The 20,521-nt window shown below is 41.6% G+C and carries 7 protein-coding genes; 6 read left to right on the forward strand and 1 reads right to left on the reverse strand.

The genetic code is table 11. From position 1 onward, the window contains the following. Positions 1-316 precede the first annotated feature (316 nt). The 5 genes from LDL57_RS00315 (at position 317) to bla (ending at position 15,594) form a co-directional block, all read left to right on the forward strand. Positions 317-4,165, forward strand: coding sequence for a non-ribosomal peptide synthetase (locus LDL57_RS00315; RefSeq protein WP_225506719.1), 3,849 nt, complete (start codon positions 317-319; stop codon positions 4,163-4,165). Further along, positions 4,162-8,562, forward strand: a complete 4,401-nt coding sequence (locus LDL57_RS00320; RefSeq protein ID WP_225506721.1) for an amino acid adenylation domain-containing protein — start codon at positions 4,162-4,164, stop codon at positions 8,560-8,562. Before LDL57_RS00315 ends, LDL57_RS00320 begins: the two co-directional genes overlap by 4 nt. A gap of 33 nt (positions 8,563-8,595) precedes the next feature. Then, positions 8,596-13,263: an SDR family NAD(P)-dependent oxidoreductase gene (locus LDL57_RS00325; protein ID WP_225506725.1), complete on the forward strand. Its 4,668-nt coding sequence runs from the start codon at positions 8,596-8,598 to the stop codon at positions 13,261-13,263. Positions 13,264-13,595: 332 nt separating this feature from the next. Next, entirely contained in the window at positions 13,596-14,309 is a 714-nt protein-coding gene (locus tag LDL57_RS00330) for a 4'-phosphopantetheinyl transferase family protein (protein ID WP_225506728.1), read from the forward strand. Positions 14,310-14,700: 391 nt separating this feature from the next. Continuing rightward, the gene (gene bla / locus LDL57_RS00335) at positions 14,701-15,594 is read left to right on the forward strand and encodes a class A beta-lactamase (RefSeq protein WP_180559136.1); all 894 of its coding nucleotides are present in this window, start codon (positions 14,701-14,703) and stop codon (positions 15,592-15,594) included. 219 nt (positions 15,595-15,813) lie between these two features. Here the strand turns inward: bla and LDL57_RS00340 are convergent, their stop codons facing one another. Further along, on the reverse strand, positions 15,814-16,797 hold the full coding sequence (locus LDL57_RS00340) for a hypothetical protein (protein ID WP_180559137.1): 984 nt from the start codon (positions 16,795-16,797) through the stop codon (positions 15,814-15,816). Between the two features lie 975 nt (positions 16,798-17,772). Between LDL57_RS00340 and LDL57_RS00345 the strand changes: the two genes are divergently transcribed. Then, positions 17,773-20,091 (forward strand): MMPL family transporter, encoded by a 2,319-nt coding sequence (locus tag LDL57_RS00345; protein WP_180559138.1) that lies wholly within the window; start codon positions 17,773-17,775, stop codon positions 20,089-20,091. Positions 20,092-20,521 lie beyond the last annotated feature (430 nt).

Below are 20,521 nucleotides of genomic sequence, written 5' to 3' on the forward strand. Positions count from 1 at the left end.
AATGTAAGTTGATGTGGTAATTGCTGAAATAACAGTCTAATGGAACATTTGTTAGCCAAAATAGAGTGTGAACTCTAAAGCGACCGTTTAAACAAACTGGATAATTTGGGCTAACCATTACAGAACCTATGACGCAATGCACTTTATTTGATTGAGCATGCATTAGATTGATAAGTGTTTTTGCGGTTAAGCAAATGTAATAACCACCGGCTGTCTACTATCAACAAAAATCTAGCAATGCAGCGGAGTTACCCTTTCTCACAAAATATAAGGAAAATAAAGACCATGACACAATGGGTTGCGACTAAGTGGGAAAATGCGTTTTATTTGTCCGATAAATCATCTGATAACGCTGAAATTTCCAATACCCTTTTTTTCAATAAAATTAACCGGTAAACTTAATCGTGAAATGTTTATGTTGGCTGTGTCCCACGCACTAAAGCAACCAAGCTTTCAGTGCACGTTTTTATGGCAAAACGAATTAATCAAACGCCAGGTAGAGGTGTCGACACAAGGTGAGTATTATGATTTTTCACAGCATCATTCACCGCAGCAGTCTGGACAAGATAATCTTAATACGCTTTACCAGCAGCGATTGGTGCCTGGCGTGACGCCACTATTTAAATGGTGCTTATGCTATCTGGGTGAAAACGATCAGCAGATGGAACATGTGTTAAATCTTGTTATTCATCATCTAATCATTGATGGCACTTCATTTCGTCAGCTTATGAGTAATGTCCAGCGTTTTTATCAATTATTAGTAGAATCTCAACCATTACCTAAATGGCCATCTCCAGCAGGTTATTTCACCAGTCAGCAGCCAGAAAATAGTTTAACTCAATCAGAGTTGGTGTTGGCGGAACAGCGTGCACGAGATTTAATCGGTCAACAGTGTCAATTAATGCTACCCCGCAATGCGAAACAAAATGAAAAGGTAAAAAGTAAAACGTTATCTTTATCTGAGTATATTGGGAAGGGTATTCAGGTTTTAGCCGACCAGCACAATGTAACTCGGCATATTATTTTGCAGGCAATATTTGTTGGTTTACTTCATCGTTTATCGAGCCAAAATGATATTGTCATGCTCTCGCCAGTGAGTATGCGCCCACTCTCTCACCGGGAAGAAGGCGGATGTTGGGTCAACACGGTCATTTTAAATCACCATTTTACCGCAGATTTGAGCTGGTCTAATCTTTTTGAACAAATTAGTTTGCAACGTAAACGCTGGAAAGAGGTAAAGCACATCCCTTTGGCAAATATTATTGGGGCGTTGCGTAAACAGAAAAAAGATTATTCACTAGAGCGGTTAAATCTGATGTTTGCTGAAACGATAGCATTAAACCATAGCTATCGTTTCAGTGATGGCGTCACTGTTTGTGAAAATTATGAATTTATCGAAAGCAGTAATGACCTACAACTAATGTATTGTCAGGCAGAAAATGGTGAAATTCATTTACGTTTAAATATTGCGCCAAGTATTAATCGGGATGGGCTATTTAATGCTTTTATGGCGCAATATCAATCAGCGTTAAATACGGTGTTGGTAAATTCTGACCAGCGTATCAGCGATTTGCAACTGCTTACGCCGAGCATGATAGCCAATATACATCAACGTAATGTTACTGCCGTAGCCTGGCCTGCCCATACGTTGGCACAACAATTTTATACTCATGTGTTAGAACAGCCGGATCATACTGCGCTTATCGATGATGTAACCGGTCAAGAGTGGAGTTATGGCCAGCTCCATCATCTTGCTACCCATATCGCGACCCATTTAAACACCATGTTTAATGATCCGCGTCAAATGATTGTGATGTTGCATATTGAACCTCTGGCGCAGTTGGTGATTGCTATTCTGGCGGTGCAGTATGCAGGCATGATTTATTACTGTATTGATCATAGTGCGCCGGAGGAGCGTAAAGCGGTGATGAAGGGCGTAGTACAGCCCGATTTATTGTTAGTTGATCAACCACAAATGTTTGCTCTGGCATTACCACAATTGGAAATTTCCCTCTTGCTAGAAGAAGCGCAGGCGTCGCTGCTTGACGCCATATCTCCCTTGAACCAGAGACCCAAAGGTTCGGTCGAAGATCTAAGTCACTTAATTTTTACCTCAGGTACCACAGGCACGCCCAAAGGCGTGGCATTATCCCACCGGTCAGTAATGAGTACCTTATATCAGCCGCTACATCTGCCAGTTTCGCAGCGTGTTCTCTATTCCGCTAATGAAACTTTTGATTGTGCAACGCTGCAGTTATGGTCAGCTTGGATCCATGGTGCGACGGTTATCACTCCAGAACGAAAAGCCATTACTGATCCACAAAGAATGCAGCAGCTGATTGTTAATTATCAACCAGACAATATTTTCTTAACGACGGGACTATTTGATAGCTACATGCAATCTGGTAAGGCCGCGCTTTTATCAACCGTTGATACGTTGATTTTCGGTGGTGATGTTGTTAACCCTACAGCGGTGCGTGCTGCCCAGCAGGCCGGGGTCAAAAATTTGTTTAATATCTATGGTCCAGCGGAAACTTGTGTTTACAGTTTTGCTTATGCTGCATATGGCGAAATCAACGGCCCTGTTCCGCTTGGCTGGGTTTCCAATAATATGCAGGTCTATATTCTTGACTCGCAACAGCAACATGTTCCTTATGGTGCGATTGGTGAACTCTATTTTGTTGGGCAAGGATTAGCGCTTGGTTACCATCAGCGGCCAGATTTAGATAAAAATGCATTTGTTGAAATAACCCTACCGGGCACTAAGGAAGAAAAAGTTAGCGCTTATCGCAGCGGCGATTACGGTTACTGGAGCGAAGAGGGATTGATTTTTGTTGGACGACGCGATGATCAGGTCAAAATCAGGGGCTACCGTGTTGAATTAAAAGAGGTGCGTCTGGTACTGGAAGACGTACCTGGTGTTATTCTCGGTGTGGTGATTGCGCCGGGAGAAGCTGGCCATCGGCAACTACATGGCTTTTATATCAGTAATGCTCCGTTGGATAGCAACCAAGTGCGTAAAGAGCTAGCTAACAAATTGCCGGAATATATGGTTCCGCGTTATCTGCAGCAAATTGAAAAAATGCCACTGACGGTGAACGGTAAATTTGATTTGCGTGCCTTAGAGGCGATGCGGGTAATTGAAAGGCCGCGCAACGACAAATTTATTGCACCTCGCAATGATATTGAGATGAAACTGTATACGCTTTTTTCGCAGCTTTTTCTGAATGTGACAATTGATATCCATAGCCATTTTTTTGAACTTGGTGGTGCATCGCTGGATGCATTAAGGCTGGTAAATCTGGTTGAAAAAGAGATTGGCCAACTGCTTTCTCTAACTGAATTAATTCGTTATCCAACTATTGAGCAACTAGCGGTTTTACTACGGACACGCGCTAGAGGTAGTCAGCCACAAAATATGCGCGCAGAAAATTTAATGACCTTTCGTGACGGCAAGCGCCACCTTATCTGTATCCATCCAGGTGGCGGTACTGCTTATTGTTATCTTAAGCTGGCTAATGCACTTAATCGTGATCTGGGTATACATGGTATTCAGGCGCAAGGTTTAAAAGAGGGAGAGTCATTTTTACCCAGTTTTGATGCGATGGCAGACCATTACCTCAGTCAAATTGAACATCTAATCAGTCAACCGCATATACTATGCGGTTGGTCATTAGGGGGGCTGATGGCGCTATTAATGGCGCGTAAGCTTCAGCAACGAGGCTTTCACCATAGCAAAATTATTATGTTCGATACCGGCTACCCTTATCCCGAGATGGTGCGCTGCATCCCCCAAATGCGATTGGATGAGTTTAAACAGAAACTATGTCGTTTTGATGGCATATTTCCAGATATTCGTGAAGAGGATATTGATCGTTATCACCGCTTATACAATCACCACCGTCTGTTACTTACCGGTATAACTGAGGTTCCTCATTTTTCTGGCCGTGCCTGGTTGATTCAGGTACGTGACAAAGAGTACACCTTTGATATTGAACGTGCTGCCGCATCCTGGCGTCAGGTTATTCCTCAGTTAGTTGCATTGCCCACTTCAGGTAATCACTGGTCGTTAATGGATCCACCCCACGTACAAAAAGTGGCGGCGATGGTGGAAGATATAATGGCCGAACATTGTCAAGAGATGGTTGAGGATGTCTGCCTATGAACATCGAAAAACCGCAGAATTTACTGGCTGCTTTTCACCATTGGCGGCAAGCAACACCTGAAGCCAATGCTTGGGTCGATGCACAGCAGTGTTTGAGCTATCGTGAACTGGATGAGAAAAGCGCTACGTTGGCCGCCAAACTGGCTGTTTTGGTTGAAAAACCTGGCGATATTATTGTCCTGCATTTGGAAAAAGGTGCCGATATGGCGATAGCCATAATGGCTGTAATAAAGCTGGGGGCAAGTTATCTCTGCGTTGAACCCAATGCACCTCAAGCTCGCTTAGAACAACTATTAGAGGATGTAGCGCCGGCGCTGGTTCTGACGGCATCTGTTGTAAATTGTGCTGTACCGCAAACCACCCGCTGTGTTCATTATAGTCAGTTGCCTGAAGCTAGTCCTATAAGTAAATTTCAAGGGTACCATTCAACACCACAGGCTTGTGCCTGCCTGTTTTATACCTCTGGTACCACTGGAAAGCCGAAAGCAGTGGCTGTTAGTCACCAAGGGATCATTCATATGGCCTGGCAGCCAGATTATGTCACTATCCTACCGGGTCAGGGGGTAGGCTCAGTTTCGACGCCCGCTTTTGATGCTTTCAGTTTTGATTTTTGGGCAGCGTTAACCAATGGGGCATATACAGTCATGCTCACGCCAGATATGCTTTGTTATCGGGGAAACGATAATGACCTCAAGCCTGCTGCTACGGTGAATGTGCTATTTATCACCACGGCATTATTCCACTCATTGATATCGGGCTCAGCCCCTTTGCTCGCTTCGATAAGTTACTTATTAGTGGGAGGAGAGGCGCTGAGACCGAAAGCTGTTCGCCAGTTTTATCGTCGGTTTATGCCAAATCCACCCCAACTGATCCAGGTTTATGGACCTACAGAATGCAGTACTTTTGCTACTGCTTGGCCAGTTCCGCAGAATTTCATTGGTGACCGACTGCCGATCGGGCAAGGGATCGGACAAACGCAGTGTTGGGTTTTGACACCGGAAGGGGAACTGGTTAGCGAGGACGAAAGTGGTGAGCTTTATCTTTCTGGGCCAGGCTTGGCTTTGGGCTATTACGCAGATGAGCAAACCACTTGTCAGAAGTTTGTCGACTGCCATTTTACTTCCACACCCGTTTGTTGTTATCGCACCGGTGACAAGGTACGCTGGAACAATCAGGGTCAACTGGAGTGGTTGGCACGCATTGATAGTCAGGTCAAAGTTCGCGGCTTTCGCGTTGATCTTAATGAGCTGGAACAGCATATTCTCTCGGCACCGGACGTTGAGGCGGCAGTCGTGTTGACGCGTGAAAATGAGGTTTCCATTGAGTTAGTGGCGTTTGTCAGTGGAAGTGCTGATCAACTGATAGATTTTCTTAAATCACGCGTTCCCGGTTGGATGCTTCCCCATGAAGTACATAGATTACCTGCTCTGCCCTTGACACAAAATGGCAAGATTGATCGCCAGGCCTTATTTCAATCCTTAACTGTGCAAAATCTGTCAAAAAAGATACAACCGGTTAGTGAGCATGACGCTGAGGCGGCACTGCGTAGTCTATTGCGCCACGATAATTTCAACTTGCAACTTTCTTTAATGGATAACGGTGGTGATTCGCTGACAGCTATAAGAATGTTATCGGCCTGGCAAGTTCCAACAGGTCAGGCGCTAGTCACTGCCGCTGAATTACTCTATACCACGCCGGTCAGTGCGGTATTAACCAGGCTGCAGCCTGTAGTTAAACAAGCAACTATTATGCTTGATAACGATATTAGTCATGAGGCCTCTAGCGAACAATTGCGTATGTGGTTTTTACAGCAGCGTGATCCCAGTCTATATGCTTATGCAACGCCTTTTCAGTTTGAATTTCAGGGCCAGATGGACGAGAAATGCCTTGAGCAGGCGCTACAAATACTGGTAGAACGCCATGGCGCTTTCCGTACCCTGCTTGAATTTGACATAAATACGCAACAGCTAATGCAACGGATTGTTCCGTACAGTGATTTCACCCTTGTGCATCAACAAGTGAGCGATGAATGCTGGTCTAACTGGGCTAAAGCGTGGTTCAGACAACCTTTTCAGTTAGGTCAAGAGGTTGCTCTGCGTGCTTGTTTACTCACCACAGATAACGATCGGCAAGTGCTGTTGCTGAATATGCATCATGCATTGATTGATGGTGAGTCGATGAATATTTTACTCCGTGAACTGAGCCAGTGTTATACGGCCTTACAGCACGACCAACAACCTGGCTTGCTTCCATTAAACTACTCACTATTACATCATTCTGCCGCATTAAAGCTTTATTATCAGCAAGATAGTTATAAGCAGAGTCTAAATTTTTGGCGGGAAAGACTGCCAGAAATACTGGCGATACGGCGGCGCTATGGTTTAATTTCCGCTGCAGATATGGCGGGTGAGCGTCAGCAACTAATGATCGATCAGCAGACAACTCAGGCCATTAAAGTGCTGGCAAAAAAACAAGGGATGACGGTAGCTGGCTTGCTGCTCAGTGTGTTGGGATGGAGTTGGGGACAGTGGCGAAAACAGAGTGCTGTCACTATTGGTTTCCCTGATGCTGGTCGTTTTTTGCCAAATAGTGAAAACATTATTGGTATGTTAGTCAATACGCTGGTATGGCATGAACAGATATTACCGGATGACACATTGGCTAGTTTCTTGGATCGTTCCGGACAAGAGTTGAAAAATATTTTTTCTCATCACACGGTTAATTATGCAGACATAACTAAACTGGCTTCCACTATGCAGGCGGAGGGACAAACCCTATTCGACCTGGTATTTGTTATGGAGAACACTGATTTTTCTTGCCTCGAATTGCCAGGCCTGAAGATAAAAGGCAGTGTACCTGACATCGGCAGTGCCAAATTTCCATTTTTGGTCTGTGTGACACCGCAGGGGATGGCAACAGAAGTGATTCTGGAGTATCAGACAGCATTATTCAATCGTGAGGAAGCCCATTTTTTTGCCAGCAAGTGGATCCGTCTGTTACAAAATTTAACCTGCGAGTCAGCTGTTATGAGCACACTTTCAACACAATTCGGCTTTCCCCCTTCATCCGCTGCCTCTGTTATTGTTAATCAGGGACAGCAACAGGCGCTCTCCTTTGATACGCTTCGAGCCTGGCTTGATCACCAGCGAAATTTAACTCCCGATACCGTAGCACTGGTTGATAATAATGGTGTGACGTTGACCTATTCCGATTTAATGGAACAGGTAGCGCGCATGGAAATATTTCTCAGTCAACAGTGGAAATTGCCCTATGGCAGCGTAGTGGCGATCCATGCTCATGCAGACCGGCACGCGATTATTGCCATTTTAGCTATGGCCAGTCGCGGTATCTGTTTTGTTGGGCTGGATGTTAACTACCCAGATAAACTGATTACCCATATTTTAACTACGGCAGGAATCGATGCAGTAATGGTGGATCAAGCCCATGCCGCTTCGCCGTTATTAACAACTAAAGCTGAATTGCCGTTAATTCCGATTGATGGTTATCTGCAAGTTAACAATCAGTCACCGTTATCGCCTGATAGAGCGGTTAATGCAGATACCTTAATGTATAAGGTATATACTTCTGGCTCCACTGGTTTGCCCAAAGAACTGGCAGCACGCCATAGTCTGATGCTGAATATTGTTCAGTGGCAAAATCGTATCGGGCTAGACAAACCAGCACGTACCTTACAATTTACTTCTCTCTCCTTTGATATTTCTCATCAGGAGATCTGCACCACTTTGTGTACTGGCGGGACACTATTGTTAGTCCCACCCGCTTTTCGGCGTGATCATCAGGCTTTACTGCGATTTATACAAACTGAGCGCGTTGAGCGCTTGTATATTCCCTATATCGTATTGCAATCATTAGCCGAGACTGCCCAGGCATTGAAAATTGAGCCAGATTGCCTTTGCGAAATAATCAGTGCGGGAGAGATGCTTTTTTGTACTGAGGCGATTAAAAATCTGTTTCGCCAATCCCCCGGTTCCCGACTTATTAATATGTATGGTACTTCAGAAACTCACGTCGTCACCAGTTATACCTTGCAGGGTGAGCCAGATAACTGGCCAACAGCAGTTCCGGTCGGCTATCCGGCAGATAATTGCGGGGTGTATATCGTTGATGAAAGCAATCAATTGTTGGATGATCAACAACAAATCGGTCAGATTGCGATTACCGGGATGCACGTATGGCCCTGTTATCAAAATAATCCCAGCGCTAATCAGCAGAAATTCTGCCTACTCTCGTGCAACGGACAGCATCAGTTAGCTTATTTGACCGGAGATATAGGCCATTATGATAGCCAGGGGCGACTCAATTATCTGGAGCGGCGCGATCATCAAGTCAAAATTAATGGTTACCGGGTGGAATGTGGTCAGTTAGAAACACTGTAGCTAGAAAGCGGCTATTTCCATTCAGTGGCAGTGATGGCGCAGCAAGGGCAGTTGCTGGCCTATTTGCGCCTTAAATCGCCACAGATTCAAGTATCAACGACCGAGTTATATCAACGATTACAGCAGTGGTTGCCAGCCGGCGCTTTAAAAATGGAATTTCGCGTGGTAGATGCACTTAGTACGACACCGAGTGGCAAAATCGACCGGGCGGGTCTAGCCAGGTTGTTATGGCACCCGCTACCAGATGATAATCTCAGTGTACAGACCACTATCAGACGGCAAGCAACAAATCAGCGATCGGTGGCAGACTGGCGCTATTTATTAAGCCAGCTAATTGAGAAAGAGTTGGGTAGAAAACCTAGTTGTGAGCAGACTAAGTTTTTTGCCCTGGGATTAACATCGTTACGACTGATAAAAATCCATGTAGCGTTGATTCAGGCTGGCGCAACTACTCTCAAACTTAACGATCTGTTTGAGCATGCGAGTATTGACCAATTGAGCTATTTTTTAGCGGGTGAAACGATGACGCCGCCTTCTATCACATCGATAGCAACTAAACCAACTAGGTTGACTGAAACTTCGGCAGACGAAAACGCCATTGCGGTGATTGGAATGGCAATCAATGTCAGTCAATGTGCTGATCTGGCAACATTTTGGCGTGCTGTCATGGATTCTCGCGAGTTGGTAGAGCGAGATAGATCATTGCTTACTATTCGCAGCGATAATGAAGAGCGTAAAGTGGCAGTACGTTCATCGCTATCAGGCATTTTCGACTTTGATCAAAATTGGTTCGGTATTTCGCCCCAAGAAGCAAAACGTATGGATCCACAACAGCGCCATTTGTTGATGAGCGTAGTACAGGCGTTAGAAAATGCCGGCTATAGTAGCAGGCAAGATCTGGCGTCGGTTGGTATAATGGCTAGTATAGGCGATGCATTTTACCAGCGCTGGTTAGAGCGGAGAGATTGCACTGAAAGTCGTAATAGCGATCCTTTTTTCTTAGGTTTATCTTATCAGAAGGATTTTGTGGCAACGAAAGTGGCTTATTACCTTGGCTTAGGTGGCCCGGCGCTAACGGTGCAAACTGGTTGTTCAAGCTCTCTGGTGGCAGTGCATCAGGCATGCAATGCATTAAACATGGGTGATGCTGAAATGATGGTAGTGGCTGGGGTAAATATTGATCCAGATGCTGTACAGGGGTATAAATGGGCGCCGGGCCATATCTTCTCTAGACAAGGTAGTACTAATCCGTTCAGCGACAATGCGGATGGCACGCTGGCGACCAATGGGTGTGGCGTTGTGATCCTTAAACCATTAGCGGCAGCTCGGCGCGACTATGATCGCATTTATGCCGTTATCACTGCTAGTGCAATTAATAATGATGGTCGCGATAAGGCGGGATATACCGCGCCTTCTGTTGCCGGGCAGGCGAAAGTGATTAGTTCGGCATTAACACGTGCCGGAATAACCGCCGATCGAATTGGTTATGTTGAAGCTCACGGTACAGCAACACCGCTAGGTGATCCGATCGAAATGGCCGCGCTTAGCCGAGCATTCTCATCAACAACCGGCAAAACAAATTTCTGCCATATTGCGTCAGTAAAAAGTCAGCTCGGTCATGCCGGTCCAGCGGCTGGTATCTTAGGGTTGATCCGGGCTGCTTTGGCACTCTATCATCAAGTATTGCCTGCTAATGTAGGCTATCAGCGTGCTAATCCATTGCTAGAAATGGATAAAACACCGTTCACAACCAGTGCCACCAGTCGCCAGTGGAAAAGTGATGCGCTACGCTACGCTGGTGTCAGTAGTTTTGGCATGGGGGGAACCAATGCGCATCTTATCTTGCGTGAACCGCGGCAAGAAGAGCGCTGTTCGCCTTCAATCAAGCAACAAGGGATCTGTTTGGCACCCTTATCAGCCGCTACGCCGCAGGCGTTACAACGACTTATCGTTCAAGTGTTGAATATCATACGTACCTCTTCGCTGGATTTATCTACCCTTTGCGCACGCTTATCACTGCATAAACCACAGACAATACGTCATCTCGGCATATGGAGCGATCTGGCTCAAGCGCAAGCAGAAATGGAAAGCTGGTTAACACAAGGACAAAACAACCCGCAGATATTAAGGCGAATTGATAGACTGCACAATAGCCAGCAACTGTCCCAGGTTCAGGCTCAGCAGTGCCGTGATTGGTTGCTGGACGAAGAAAGTAGATGGCCAGTCAGCCGGGTAAATAATCATCCTGCAAGCTGGCAGTTTTCTACCACCAATTTTAACTTTGCTCCTTTTATGTTACTTCCTGCTAGGGTTCCGGCAAAACTAGCCACTAAACAGTGGCGTTACACGCCTTGCTGGCAACGGGTAGCTCAACCTCAGATGGCGGTCGCTGATCTCTGCCTGGTGATTGGCATATTGCCCGATAATGTACAGCTGACGGCACGTCAGGTGCTGGTGTTATCTCCAGAAGAAAAACCCGACCATCTATTAAAACAGGCAGCAAACACCGCAGGAAAAGTACAAATTCTGTGGGTTTCTTCTGTTGGCGAGAGCGCTGTTGAGCTGTTGTTAAGTCTAACTCATGTCATACAGGCAGCTAGCCAGTGCCTGCCGAATCGCACGCTAGAATTGAATCGACTCACTGTCAATGCATTAAGTACGGCAGTAGGGGAAGTTGTTCTACCGGAACAGGCGATGTTAACCAGTGCACTGAATGTTATTATTCAGGAACACCCACAGATACATTGTGCACTTTTTGATTGCTCAGTTGATAGCCTTACTGTCGCTATCGGATATGGTTTGAGTCAGCATGGCATAGTACATGCGTGGCGCAGGAAGCAATGGTTAAAGCTCAGCTATCAACCGCTGGCAGAGCAACCACTACATCAGTTACCCATGCTGCTGCCATCAGGCACTTATGTTGTACTCGGTGGCAGCGGTGGCATCGGTCAGGCTTTAGTGCAGGCTATTGCCGCCATTGCACCACATAGCCAATTTGTTCTTGTTTCACGCCGAGTAAATAAAGATCCGGTCGCTTTGCAGTTAGCCGGTCAGTGTGAATACGAATCGCTCAGTTGCGATCTCACCAACATAACCGAGGTGCAATCACTAACCAACTTATTGCAAGCGCATTATAACCCTATACAGGGGATTTTACACTGTGCTGGCGTGCCAGCAGGTGCGCTTATTGCCCGTCACCAGTGTGTTGAAGATTTCTCTGTGGTTGAGGAAAAAATTCGTAGCTGCGCAGCGCTGGAGATCCTCCAGACACTAGAGCCCCGTTGGATTATCTGCTCCTCCTCTATGTCAGCTATTCATGGTGGTGTTGGGCAACTCAGTTATGCTTGTGCTAACGGCTATTTGGATGCGTGGGTCGCCGCTAAAGCCGCAAACCAACAAAATTGCCAATACCGAACGATCAACTGGGATATCTGGCAGGATGGAGGTATGTCAGTTCAGGAGCTTCCGGCTGGGCTGCGTCGCCATGATAATCTGCTACATTTGAGTAGCGGTATCACTCGTCGTGAGGGGGCTGAAATGCTCTATCAAGCCGTGAGTTCACCGCAGATCCAGCAGTTAGTATGCACAACGGGTTTTACCGAATCGCGCTGGTTTTATCAACAACATCTACCATCCCGTCCATCGGTGGTCATCAGCTCTAATTCCGCTGATAAATTTTCACTACCATTGATTAAAAAATTGTATGCGGGTCATCTTGGCCTTACAGAGAGTAACAATGATACCTCCTGGGAGAGTATGGGTGGTGACAGCATTCAGGCGCTGGAACTACTGGATGAGTTGAATAATAAATCGCCTCGTCCATTTACGCTTGCTGAATTTATGCAACTTGATACCCCTGAGGCACTTTATCGTTTTATTACTGAGGATACGGCCAAACCAACACAGCAGATCAGTAAGAAGGAAATGGCTCAGATCATTTTACTTCACCCAATTGGCGGTGATCTGTTAGCTTATCGGGAAATGTTGAAGATGCTGGATAATCGGGTCGGCGTTATTCAGATCCAAGATCCTATGCTAGCTGGGCAGATACTAGCAGAAGACACCCTGGTTGAACGAGCTGCAGTTTATTGCCGCCAAGTATTGTCACAGCTGAAAGACAACTGTCCTCTAATTATTGTGGGATGGTCATTTGGTGCGCTATTAGCTTATCAGATGATAGCTATGTCGGAACTCCAGAGCAAAAAACCGGTTTTAGTCATGATAGATCCGCTTGCTGCCAACGCGTGGCAAACGCCACCAACAGATGACTCCCAACTGCATGGGTTTGCTAAGGAACTGAATTACAAATTGCATGACATTACTCTGCCACAGGTAAAACTTTTGATGGTGGGGGAAAAGAGTGATGGATTAGACCTGTCACCCTTTACGCGAAATTATGTTGGCAATCTGCTACGAGCTTTCCGACGTAACCTCACTTGCCTGCGTAGTTTCATTCCGAGTTATTCGCCAAGAGTAATGACCTATTTGATTTATGCAAGTCAGAGCCAACAGGCGATGCAATTCTGGCGTCAACAACTTAAAACCGCCGAGTGTATTTGCATTGAAGGTAACCACTACTCAATTTTGAACAGCAACAACGGGAAACAACTATTCAGTCAACTAAATCGAATTATCGCCAATGTCATCAGTGATAGCGTTGTGACTAAGTATTCGCCTACGATCGAGCAGGCGGTAACCTAACTTCCGAGAGCTAGCCTTGCTTGCAAAACCAATCAATGTTGAAGGAAAAAGTGTAAAACAAATCTGACAACATTGATTGGTTATATAAAAGGTTCTGACCTGCGCGGCAAATAGTGCGCACTGGGTGCAGCCTTACAAATCGTATAGACAAAGGCTATAGGTTAAAAAAGTGTATTGGAAACAATATGACGCAAGCTGACCCGAAGAAAACTGTGGAGCCACATTAAACCTTTACTGGAGATGAAAAATGGCTCACTTTTAAGCGGGTATTCATAATGGCGTAATTAATTGTTTTATAGATTTTTATTTTGTTTGTTATTAGCGATAGTTAAATGCTCACTTCAATCACGACTGGCTCTGCTCCACCTTTTATTCGCTATTTTGAGGTGGGGATGGTTATCCATTTACCTTGCTTGCGTTACTATTTGGTCAATTTTGATATTCGTTGTTATCAGGACGAATTATTTGCCTATTTTGCTATTCCTTTTCCTCAATCACTAAATTCAGCGGTGGTTAAACGTCGAGCAGAATATGTAGCAGTACGATATGCAGCTAAAATACTGCTACAAACTGAAGGATGTAATAACACACCCGGTATTGGGCGGGATCGCGCACCAGCCTGGCCATCAGGATGGTGTGGTAGCCTTTCCCATACCGACGGATATGCTATCGCGCTTGTAACGTCGCAGGAAGCAGGTCTAATACCCGGCGTCGATATCGAGACATTCTCTTCGTTAACTATCAGAGAGACAGCAAATCTTTTTTCTTCTTTGGATGAACAAGTACTGCTGGTGGATAGTGGTATTGATTATGAACTTGCATTATTAATTACATTTTCTGCTAAAGAAAGTTTATTCAAAGCGCTTTACCCTGAAGTCAGACATTTCTTTGGTTTTGAAGCAGCCAGAGTTTGTAAAATAGAGGTTTTATATCAACGAATTACACTGGAATTGACCCAATCGCTCACTCAGTATCGTGCAAAAGGTAGCCAGATAGTGGGCTATTATATCTTGCGCGACAATAAGGTTATTACTTTCTTTGCCTGAAATATCTTAGGTTATCTCTCAAGATAACCACGCTTATAGCTAGGGGTAAGTAAAAGAAATTTTTTAGGCAGTACTAATGGAGAGAAGAACCCAATTAAGCGAGAACAGCAGTCGATCAAAATAATATCACCAAAATTTATTTGGTGAGGCTTTATTATTTTTAAATTGAATAACAGTAAAGTAATTGTAGATTGAAAGTGACTATAGCAAATTTATCATCCTAAATGTAACAATGCCTGTAAATATAATCATAAATGTGGAATGTAAAACTGCGTTAATAATTTTATTCAATATAAATATATCAACTAATTAATCTTTGTAATATGTTATCAATAACAATGGTGAGTTTTTGTTTGGGTTTTTACATAATTTGCGAGGATAGGATAATACTATGTTTTTCAAACATCGAATAAAATTTGTTGGGTTGGTCTTGTTTATTACGGCTGTCTGTAGTAACGCAAATGCTTATATAATTAATGACACTCAGTTGACTAACATTGTTAAGCAAGAAGAAAAAAAACTAAATTCTCGTATTGGTGTTGCTGTTATTGATACAGCGGATAATATCACTGTAAGTTATCGAGGTAATGAAAGATTCCCTCTAAACAGCACTTTTAAAGCGTTGCTATGTGGTATGTTGTTAAATCAGGTGGATGATAGAAAAATAGTATTGACGGAAAGTATTCAATTTCAGAAAGGGCAATTGGTTGCTTACTCTCCTGTAACTGAAAAATTTATCGCTCCTTTATCGATGAATTGGCAACAATTATGCAATGCTGCAATTAGTTACAGTGATAATACGGCAGCTAATCTCATTGAGAAAAAAATAGGAGGCCCAGCTAGTTTTACCCGTTTTTTACGTAGCATAGGTGATTCTATTACCCGGCTCGATCGTTTTGAACCAGAATTGAATAGTGCTATACCGGGTGATCTGCGTGATACTACAACTCCAGTGGCTATTAGCCAAACATTACAAAAATTGGTTCTTGGTGATGTGTTGCAGCCTTCATCGCGTCAGCAATTAAGACAGTGGATGGAAGATGACAAAGTCGCGAATGCGTTATTACGTTCCGTTCTGCCAGCAAAGTGGAAAATTGCTGATAAAACAGGTGCCGGAGATTATGGCTCCAGATCGATTATCAGTCTGGTTTGGCCAGAAAACCGTCAGCCGTTAATCGTTTCTATCTATATTACACAAACAAAAGCAACTCTAACCCAAAGTAATGAAGCTATTGCTCGTATTGGTAAAGCCATATTTTCCTTAACGGATATGAAAGATCAGTAACATTTTTTAAAATGCCTTGCGGGTACAAGAATTTTAGTTGTCACATATTAAATTGTTTTCCGTTGTTCATATCCTTTTTTTCAGACTAAATTTGGTTTGGTGCTTTTTCCTTTTAAAGTCATTTTTCAACTTACTAATTTGTGAACGGTATACAGCTCAAACCTATTTTTTCTGAACTATTTGTTGATTAAAAAAATTATACTCTACAGTTAATTTTACTTATTTTTCAGCCAGCCAAGGTGATTTTGTACTCCAAAAAATAATATTGGCTCCGAGATAATCTTCAGCAAATTGTACAAACTCGGCCTTGCTAAATGGCTTACCCGTCTTTTTATTTATATAGGTTAAGGTTGGTTCCTGCACTGCCATGGCAACAAGTGTTAATTTATTTTTGTATTGATTGAAGAAGGGGTATGAGTTTTTAATTTGTGCCTTACGGTTGGGGACAATATCTGGACCTCCGAGGCCAATGTTATGAGCACTGGCGAACTTGAATAATCGGCTCATATAATTTTTGTCATTGTTCCATTCGCACGGCCAGAAATTAACATATTGCACTACATGTGACTTGGTAAACACCTTTCGTGCAAAGGCGAGATTTTCTATTTCACTGGCGAAGTAATTATCACAGGAAAATCCTTTAGGTAGAGCTTTCTCATCTAAATCAATGGCAGTTTCAGGTAAGTTCACTCCATATATCTGGCCATCAAAACGCTTAGCAAGTGCAGCCAATAGCGCTTGATAACGATGACGTACGGCAGGAACCCATTGCTGTGCCACCCAACCAGAACCTACCATATTTCCCTCACCTGGATTATCAAACTGTGGTGATAGTCCACCGTTATAGGTTGGATCATTCAACAGATAATCAGGGACGTATCGGGCGTTTGGCTCGAAAAATCGATCTTGGATCTGGATAAATAATTTTTTTCTTGCTTTCTTAAGGCGTGACAGATCCTTTTCAATTTTTGAGAAGTCATATTTGTCCTTCTCGGGTTCAAGCAAACGCCAATTGTAAACAATCTGTACGCCATGAATGTCGCTACGTTCTAAAATGGCTGATACCGATTCGAAATCATCGGAACTGGTATAAATGAAGTTTTTTGGTTCTTTAGCAAAGGTTGATAGTGGCGTTGCAATAATGAGGCTAACCGCTACGATAATGATTTTTTGTCTGATTATTTTTTTGATGATAGTAAACATGATATCCACACATTCATTACTTATAAGTCAAAATCTAGCACAAACAACACGTGATGCGCTATGTTTTTAATGGGTGGCAACTGCCCTAGTTTAATGGACAGGAAGGATGATATTTTTATGAGTATTACAGCAAAGACAATGATGATTATTACTGAACAAATAGTAATTAAAACATTACTATGAAAATTTATTATGTGGTATTTAGCATGATTATAATTATATTAAATAATTAATGTCTATGATTGATTCTTGTGATCCTTATAAAACATAATCGTCATCTTTTTAATTAGGTAAAATAGCTGCAATGTAATTGTTGTAATGGACACTCTAATAGCTATTAAATGATTAATATAATTAATAAATATAAACGACAATTTTTTCCAATCACAAAAGATATACGAGTTTTTTTACTATTAGTCAGTTAACAGTAATCCTTTTTTTAGCTAATTTATTATAAAAAATATTTTTTTATAAAAATAGAGAATAATATTTTTTATTTTATATGTTAAAAATACAATTATTTTCAGCATAAATAACCAACTGTTCATTTATGGGATGGATATTTCTTTACACTGTTAATAGATTTTTGATAGGGTAATTTTACTTATTTCTATAGGATGGTGTTGTTATATGGTTACTCATTTTTTATTCAAGTGATGCAACTAAATTTACAATGTAAATTAAAATAACGTTAAAGAAATCATAGCAAGAACATTTTTATTTTAATGTCAGGGAGTGATTTTGTGAAAGTTTTTTACTATTTTTTCATCGTAATGAATACTGGTTTAGCCATATTTAAACTTAAATTTCTATTATATTTTTTCTTGATAAATAAATTATTAAATAATGTTATTCAGATTAATTATTTTAAAAATTTATTTTATCTCGATACTTTTCTTTTAGATAATAAGCAAAATTATCAGATTAATTCTGCTGTAGGGCAATATCAATAGATGCTTTTTACACTGATTAACGATGAAGCCCCCCGTTCTGCTGATTAAATTTTTGCACTGGGGTGCCGTTATCTGGCTCTTTATTTGTTTGCTATTAATAGCATTATTAGCATTGTTACCGAATGTACGATTTAGTGACGATATCTTAACCTGGTTACCGCAAAAAAATTTACACCATCCATCTCCCTCGCTTGATAATGATTTTGAGCCGCCGTTCGAACGGCAATTACTGTGGTTGATAAGTCCGGGAAAGCAACTAGATTCATCGGTTGCAGAACATTGGATAGCATTATTGCGTTTAGAACCCAGTATTGATTATGTTAAAGGCCCGATTGATACGCAACGACAGAAACAACTAGAAGCAAGGATTCTTACTCATTGCAGTGAAGATGATCAACTGCCAGCGAAGCCAGTATTACAAAATCATAATAATGCTCATGCTCAGTGGATATTTTCTCAAATTTATGACGTTTTAGTTGATCATTACAAAAATTCTACTATTGATCCTCTAATACAAATGCCTGATACGTGGCAAAAGTTAGCACAAAATACCAGTCAGTTATGTATACAAAATGGTTGGATTATAATACAAGATTATCAAGGGCAATATTGGTATCTGATTTATGGAGAGCTGGTAAATTCTTCTTTTAATATGCATAGCATCGATCAGCTAGTTACGAATTTAGAAACCAGAGCGAAGCAATTTACGATTGATTATCCGCAGGCACAAATTTTATCACGTGGTACTTTTCTATATAGTGATTATAAAAGCCAGCAGATAAAACAAGATATTTTGATCTTTGGCATTATTGCCATATTGGGAATGGGCTCACTGATATTGATTGTTTTTCGTTCACTTCTTGCATTATTACTCTGTTTTTTATCGATTGGTATTGGTGCGTTAGTTGCTACTGTTACTACGTTATACGTTTTTGGTGAATTATATTTAATTACGTTAGTAATGAATATAAGCATCATAGGACTATCGGTAGACTATTCTCTTTACTATCTTACAGAACGTATGGTTTATGGCCATGAAGCAAATCCTTGGCAAAGTCTTAGAAAAATACAAGCGACGTTATTATTAGTACTTATTACTACTGTAACTGCTTATATTATTATGATGTTTACGCCTTTTCCTGAAATCTGCCAAATGATATTTTTCGCTGCGATAAGCTTTATTGGCTCATATTTAACGGTTGTTTTGTGGTTTCCATGGTTATGTCGTGGCATACCTGTACGGGCAGTACCTGCTAAAACTTTCATTTTGCTTTGGTTTAGAGTTTGGCAACGATACAAAATGCTACGTATTGGATTACCACTTTTTGTTGGTGTAGTGTCATTAGGTGGATTGGTAATGTTTAAAAATAATAATGATGTCTCTTCGCTTCAGGTGTTGCCTTCAGTGATTTTATCTCAGGAAACAATCATAAGTTTAACCAGTAACAAGAGTGATCAAAAATGGTTTATGATTTATGGTGATAATTCTAAAGAAACATTCAAGCGGCTTAAAGCTTCTATTATGAAACTCAATATAGCGAAAAAACGTGGTTGGTTGACGAATTATCATCTTATTCCTTTTGACTCAGAACAAAATCAATATCGCGATACAGCCTTTATTGGCAATCTAATGTTGAAAGAAGACCAAGCCAATCATTATACAGGTAATGTTTTAGATAAATTAAAGATGACTTTAATGTTAAGTCAAATTGAGCAATATACTGAAAATTCCGTTAATGAAAGTTGGCGTTTGATATGGACAACTTTGCCGGATGGTAGAAATGGTATTTTAATTCCGGTAGATGGGGTCAACAATAGTGCAGCGCTTTCAGCCTTGGCTGAAGCGCTTCCAGGGGTCGAATGGATAGATAGCAAAGCGGTATTTAATGAAATATTTATCCTATATCGAATGATTATTGCGGGATTGCTATTTGCGGCACTTGGCGTGATAGCTGCCTGTATGATAGCTAAATTGGGTCTATGTCATGGGGTAATTAGTTTATTACCCTCAGTATTATCATTAGTCAGTAGCCTTGCTATGCTTGCATTTACTGGACATTGCCTAAATATTTTTTCACTATTAGCATTAGTTTTAGTACTGGGCATTGGTGTTAACTATACATTTTTTCTGACTAATGCTAATAATGAACCACTTTGCGCTTTATTTTCGATTACTCTAGCTATGATGACAACACTTTTGACTTTAAGTGTACTAATTTTTAGTAATAGCTTAACAATTAGTAGTTTTGGTATTGTTTTATGTAGTGGGATTTTTGTTGCTTATTTGTTATCACCAATGGTGATGTTTAAATGTAAAGAAAAAAATTACTATAAAATTTAGTATCTGATTTATTTGAATATTAAATTGTTTTTTATCATATGGTTACATTTAATAATTAGTAGTATTAAAAGACTGTTGACGCCAAAAGCTTTATAACCTTAACCTAATTCATCATTAGCTAAAACTGTAATAATGTTAAATTTTTGTTGACATAAATCTTTTTGCTAAGTAGATTCGAATGCCGCATTGATAATTTCATCGTTTCAGGAATTAAATTCATTTTATCCCGCTGGAAAATGTTTTTATAGTATTGATACTTCGCGGTGTAAATAAGAGATAAAGATTACGTGTTACTTAGAACGTATAAGTTTTTATTATATTTATTTTTATTAGCAGCCATGAAGTAGGCATTAATATATTTATTTCAAGAATGAAATTAAATATTGCATTTGTAGGTTATAGGGTGAAAGTTCTAAAAATTATTTAGTGT

This window comes from Arsenophonus apicola, assembly GCF_020268605.1.
GTDB classification, from domain to species: domain Bacteria; phylum Pseudomonadota; class Gammaproteobacteria; order Enterobacterales; family Enterobacteriaceae; genus Arsenophonus; species Arsenophonus apicola.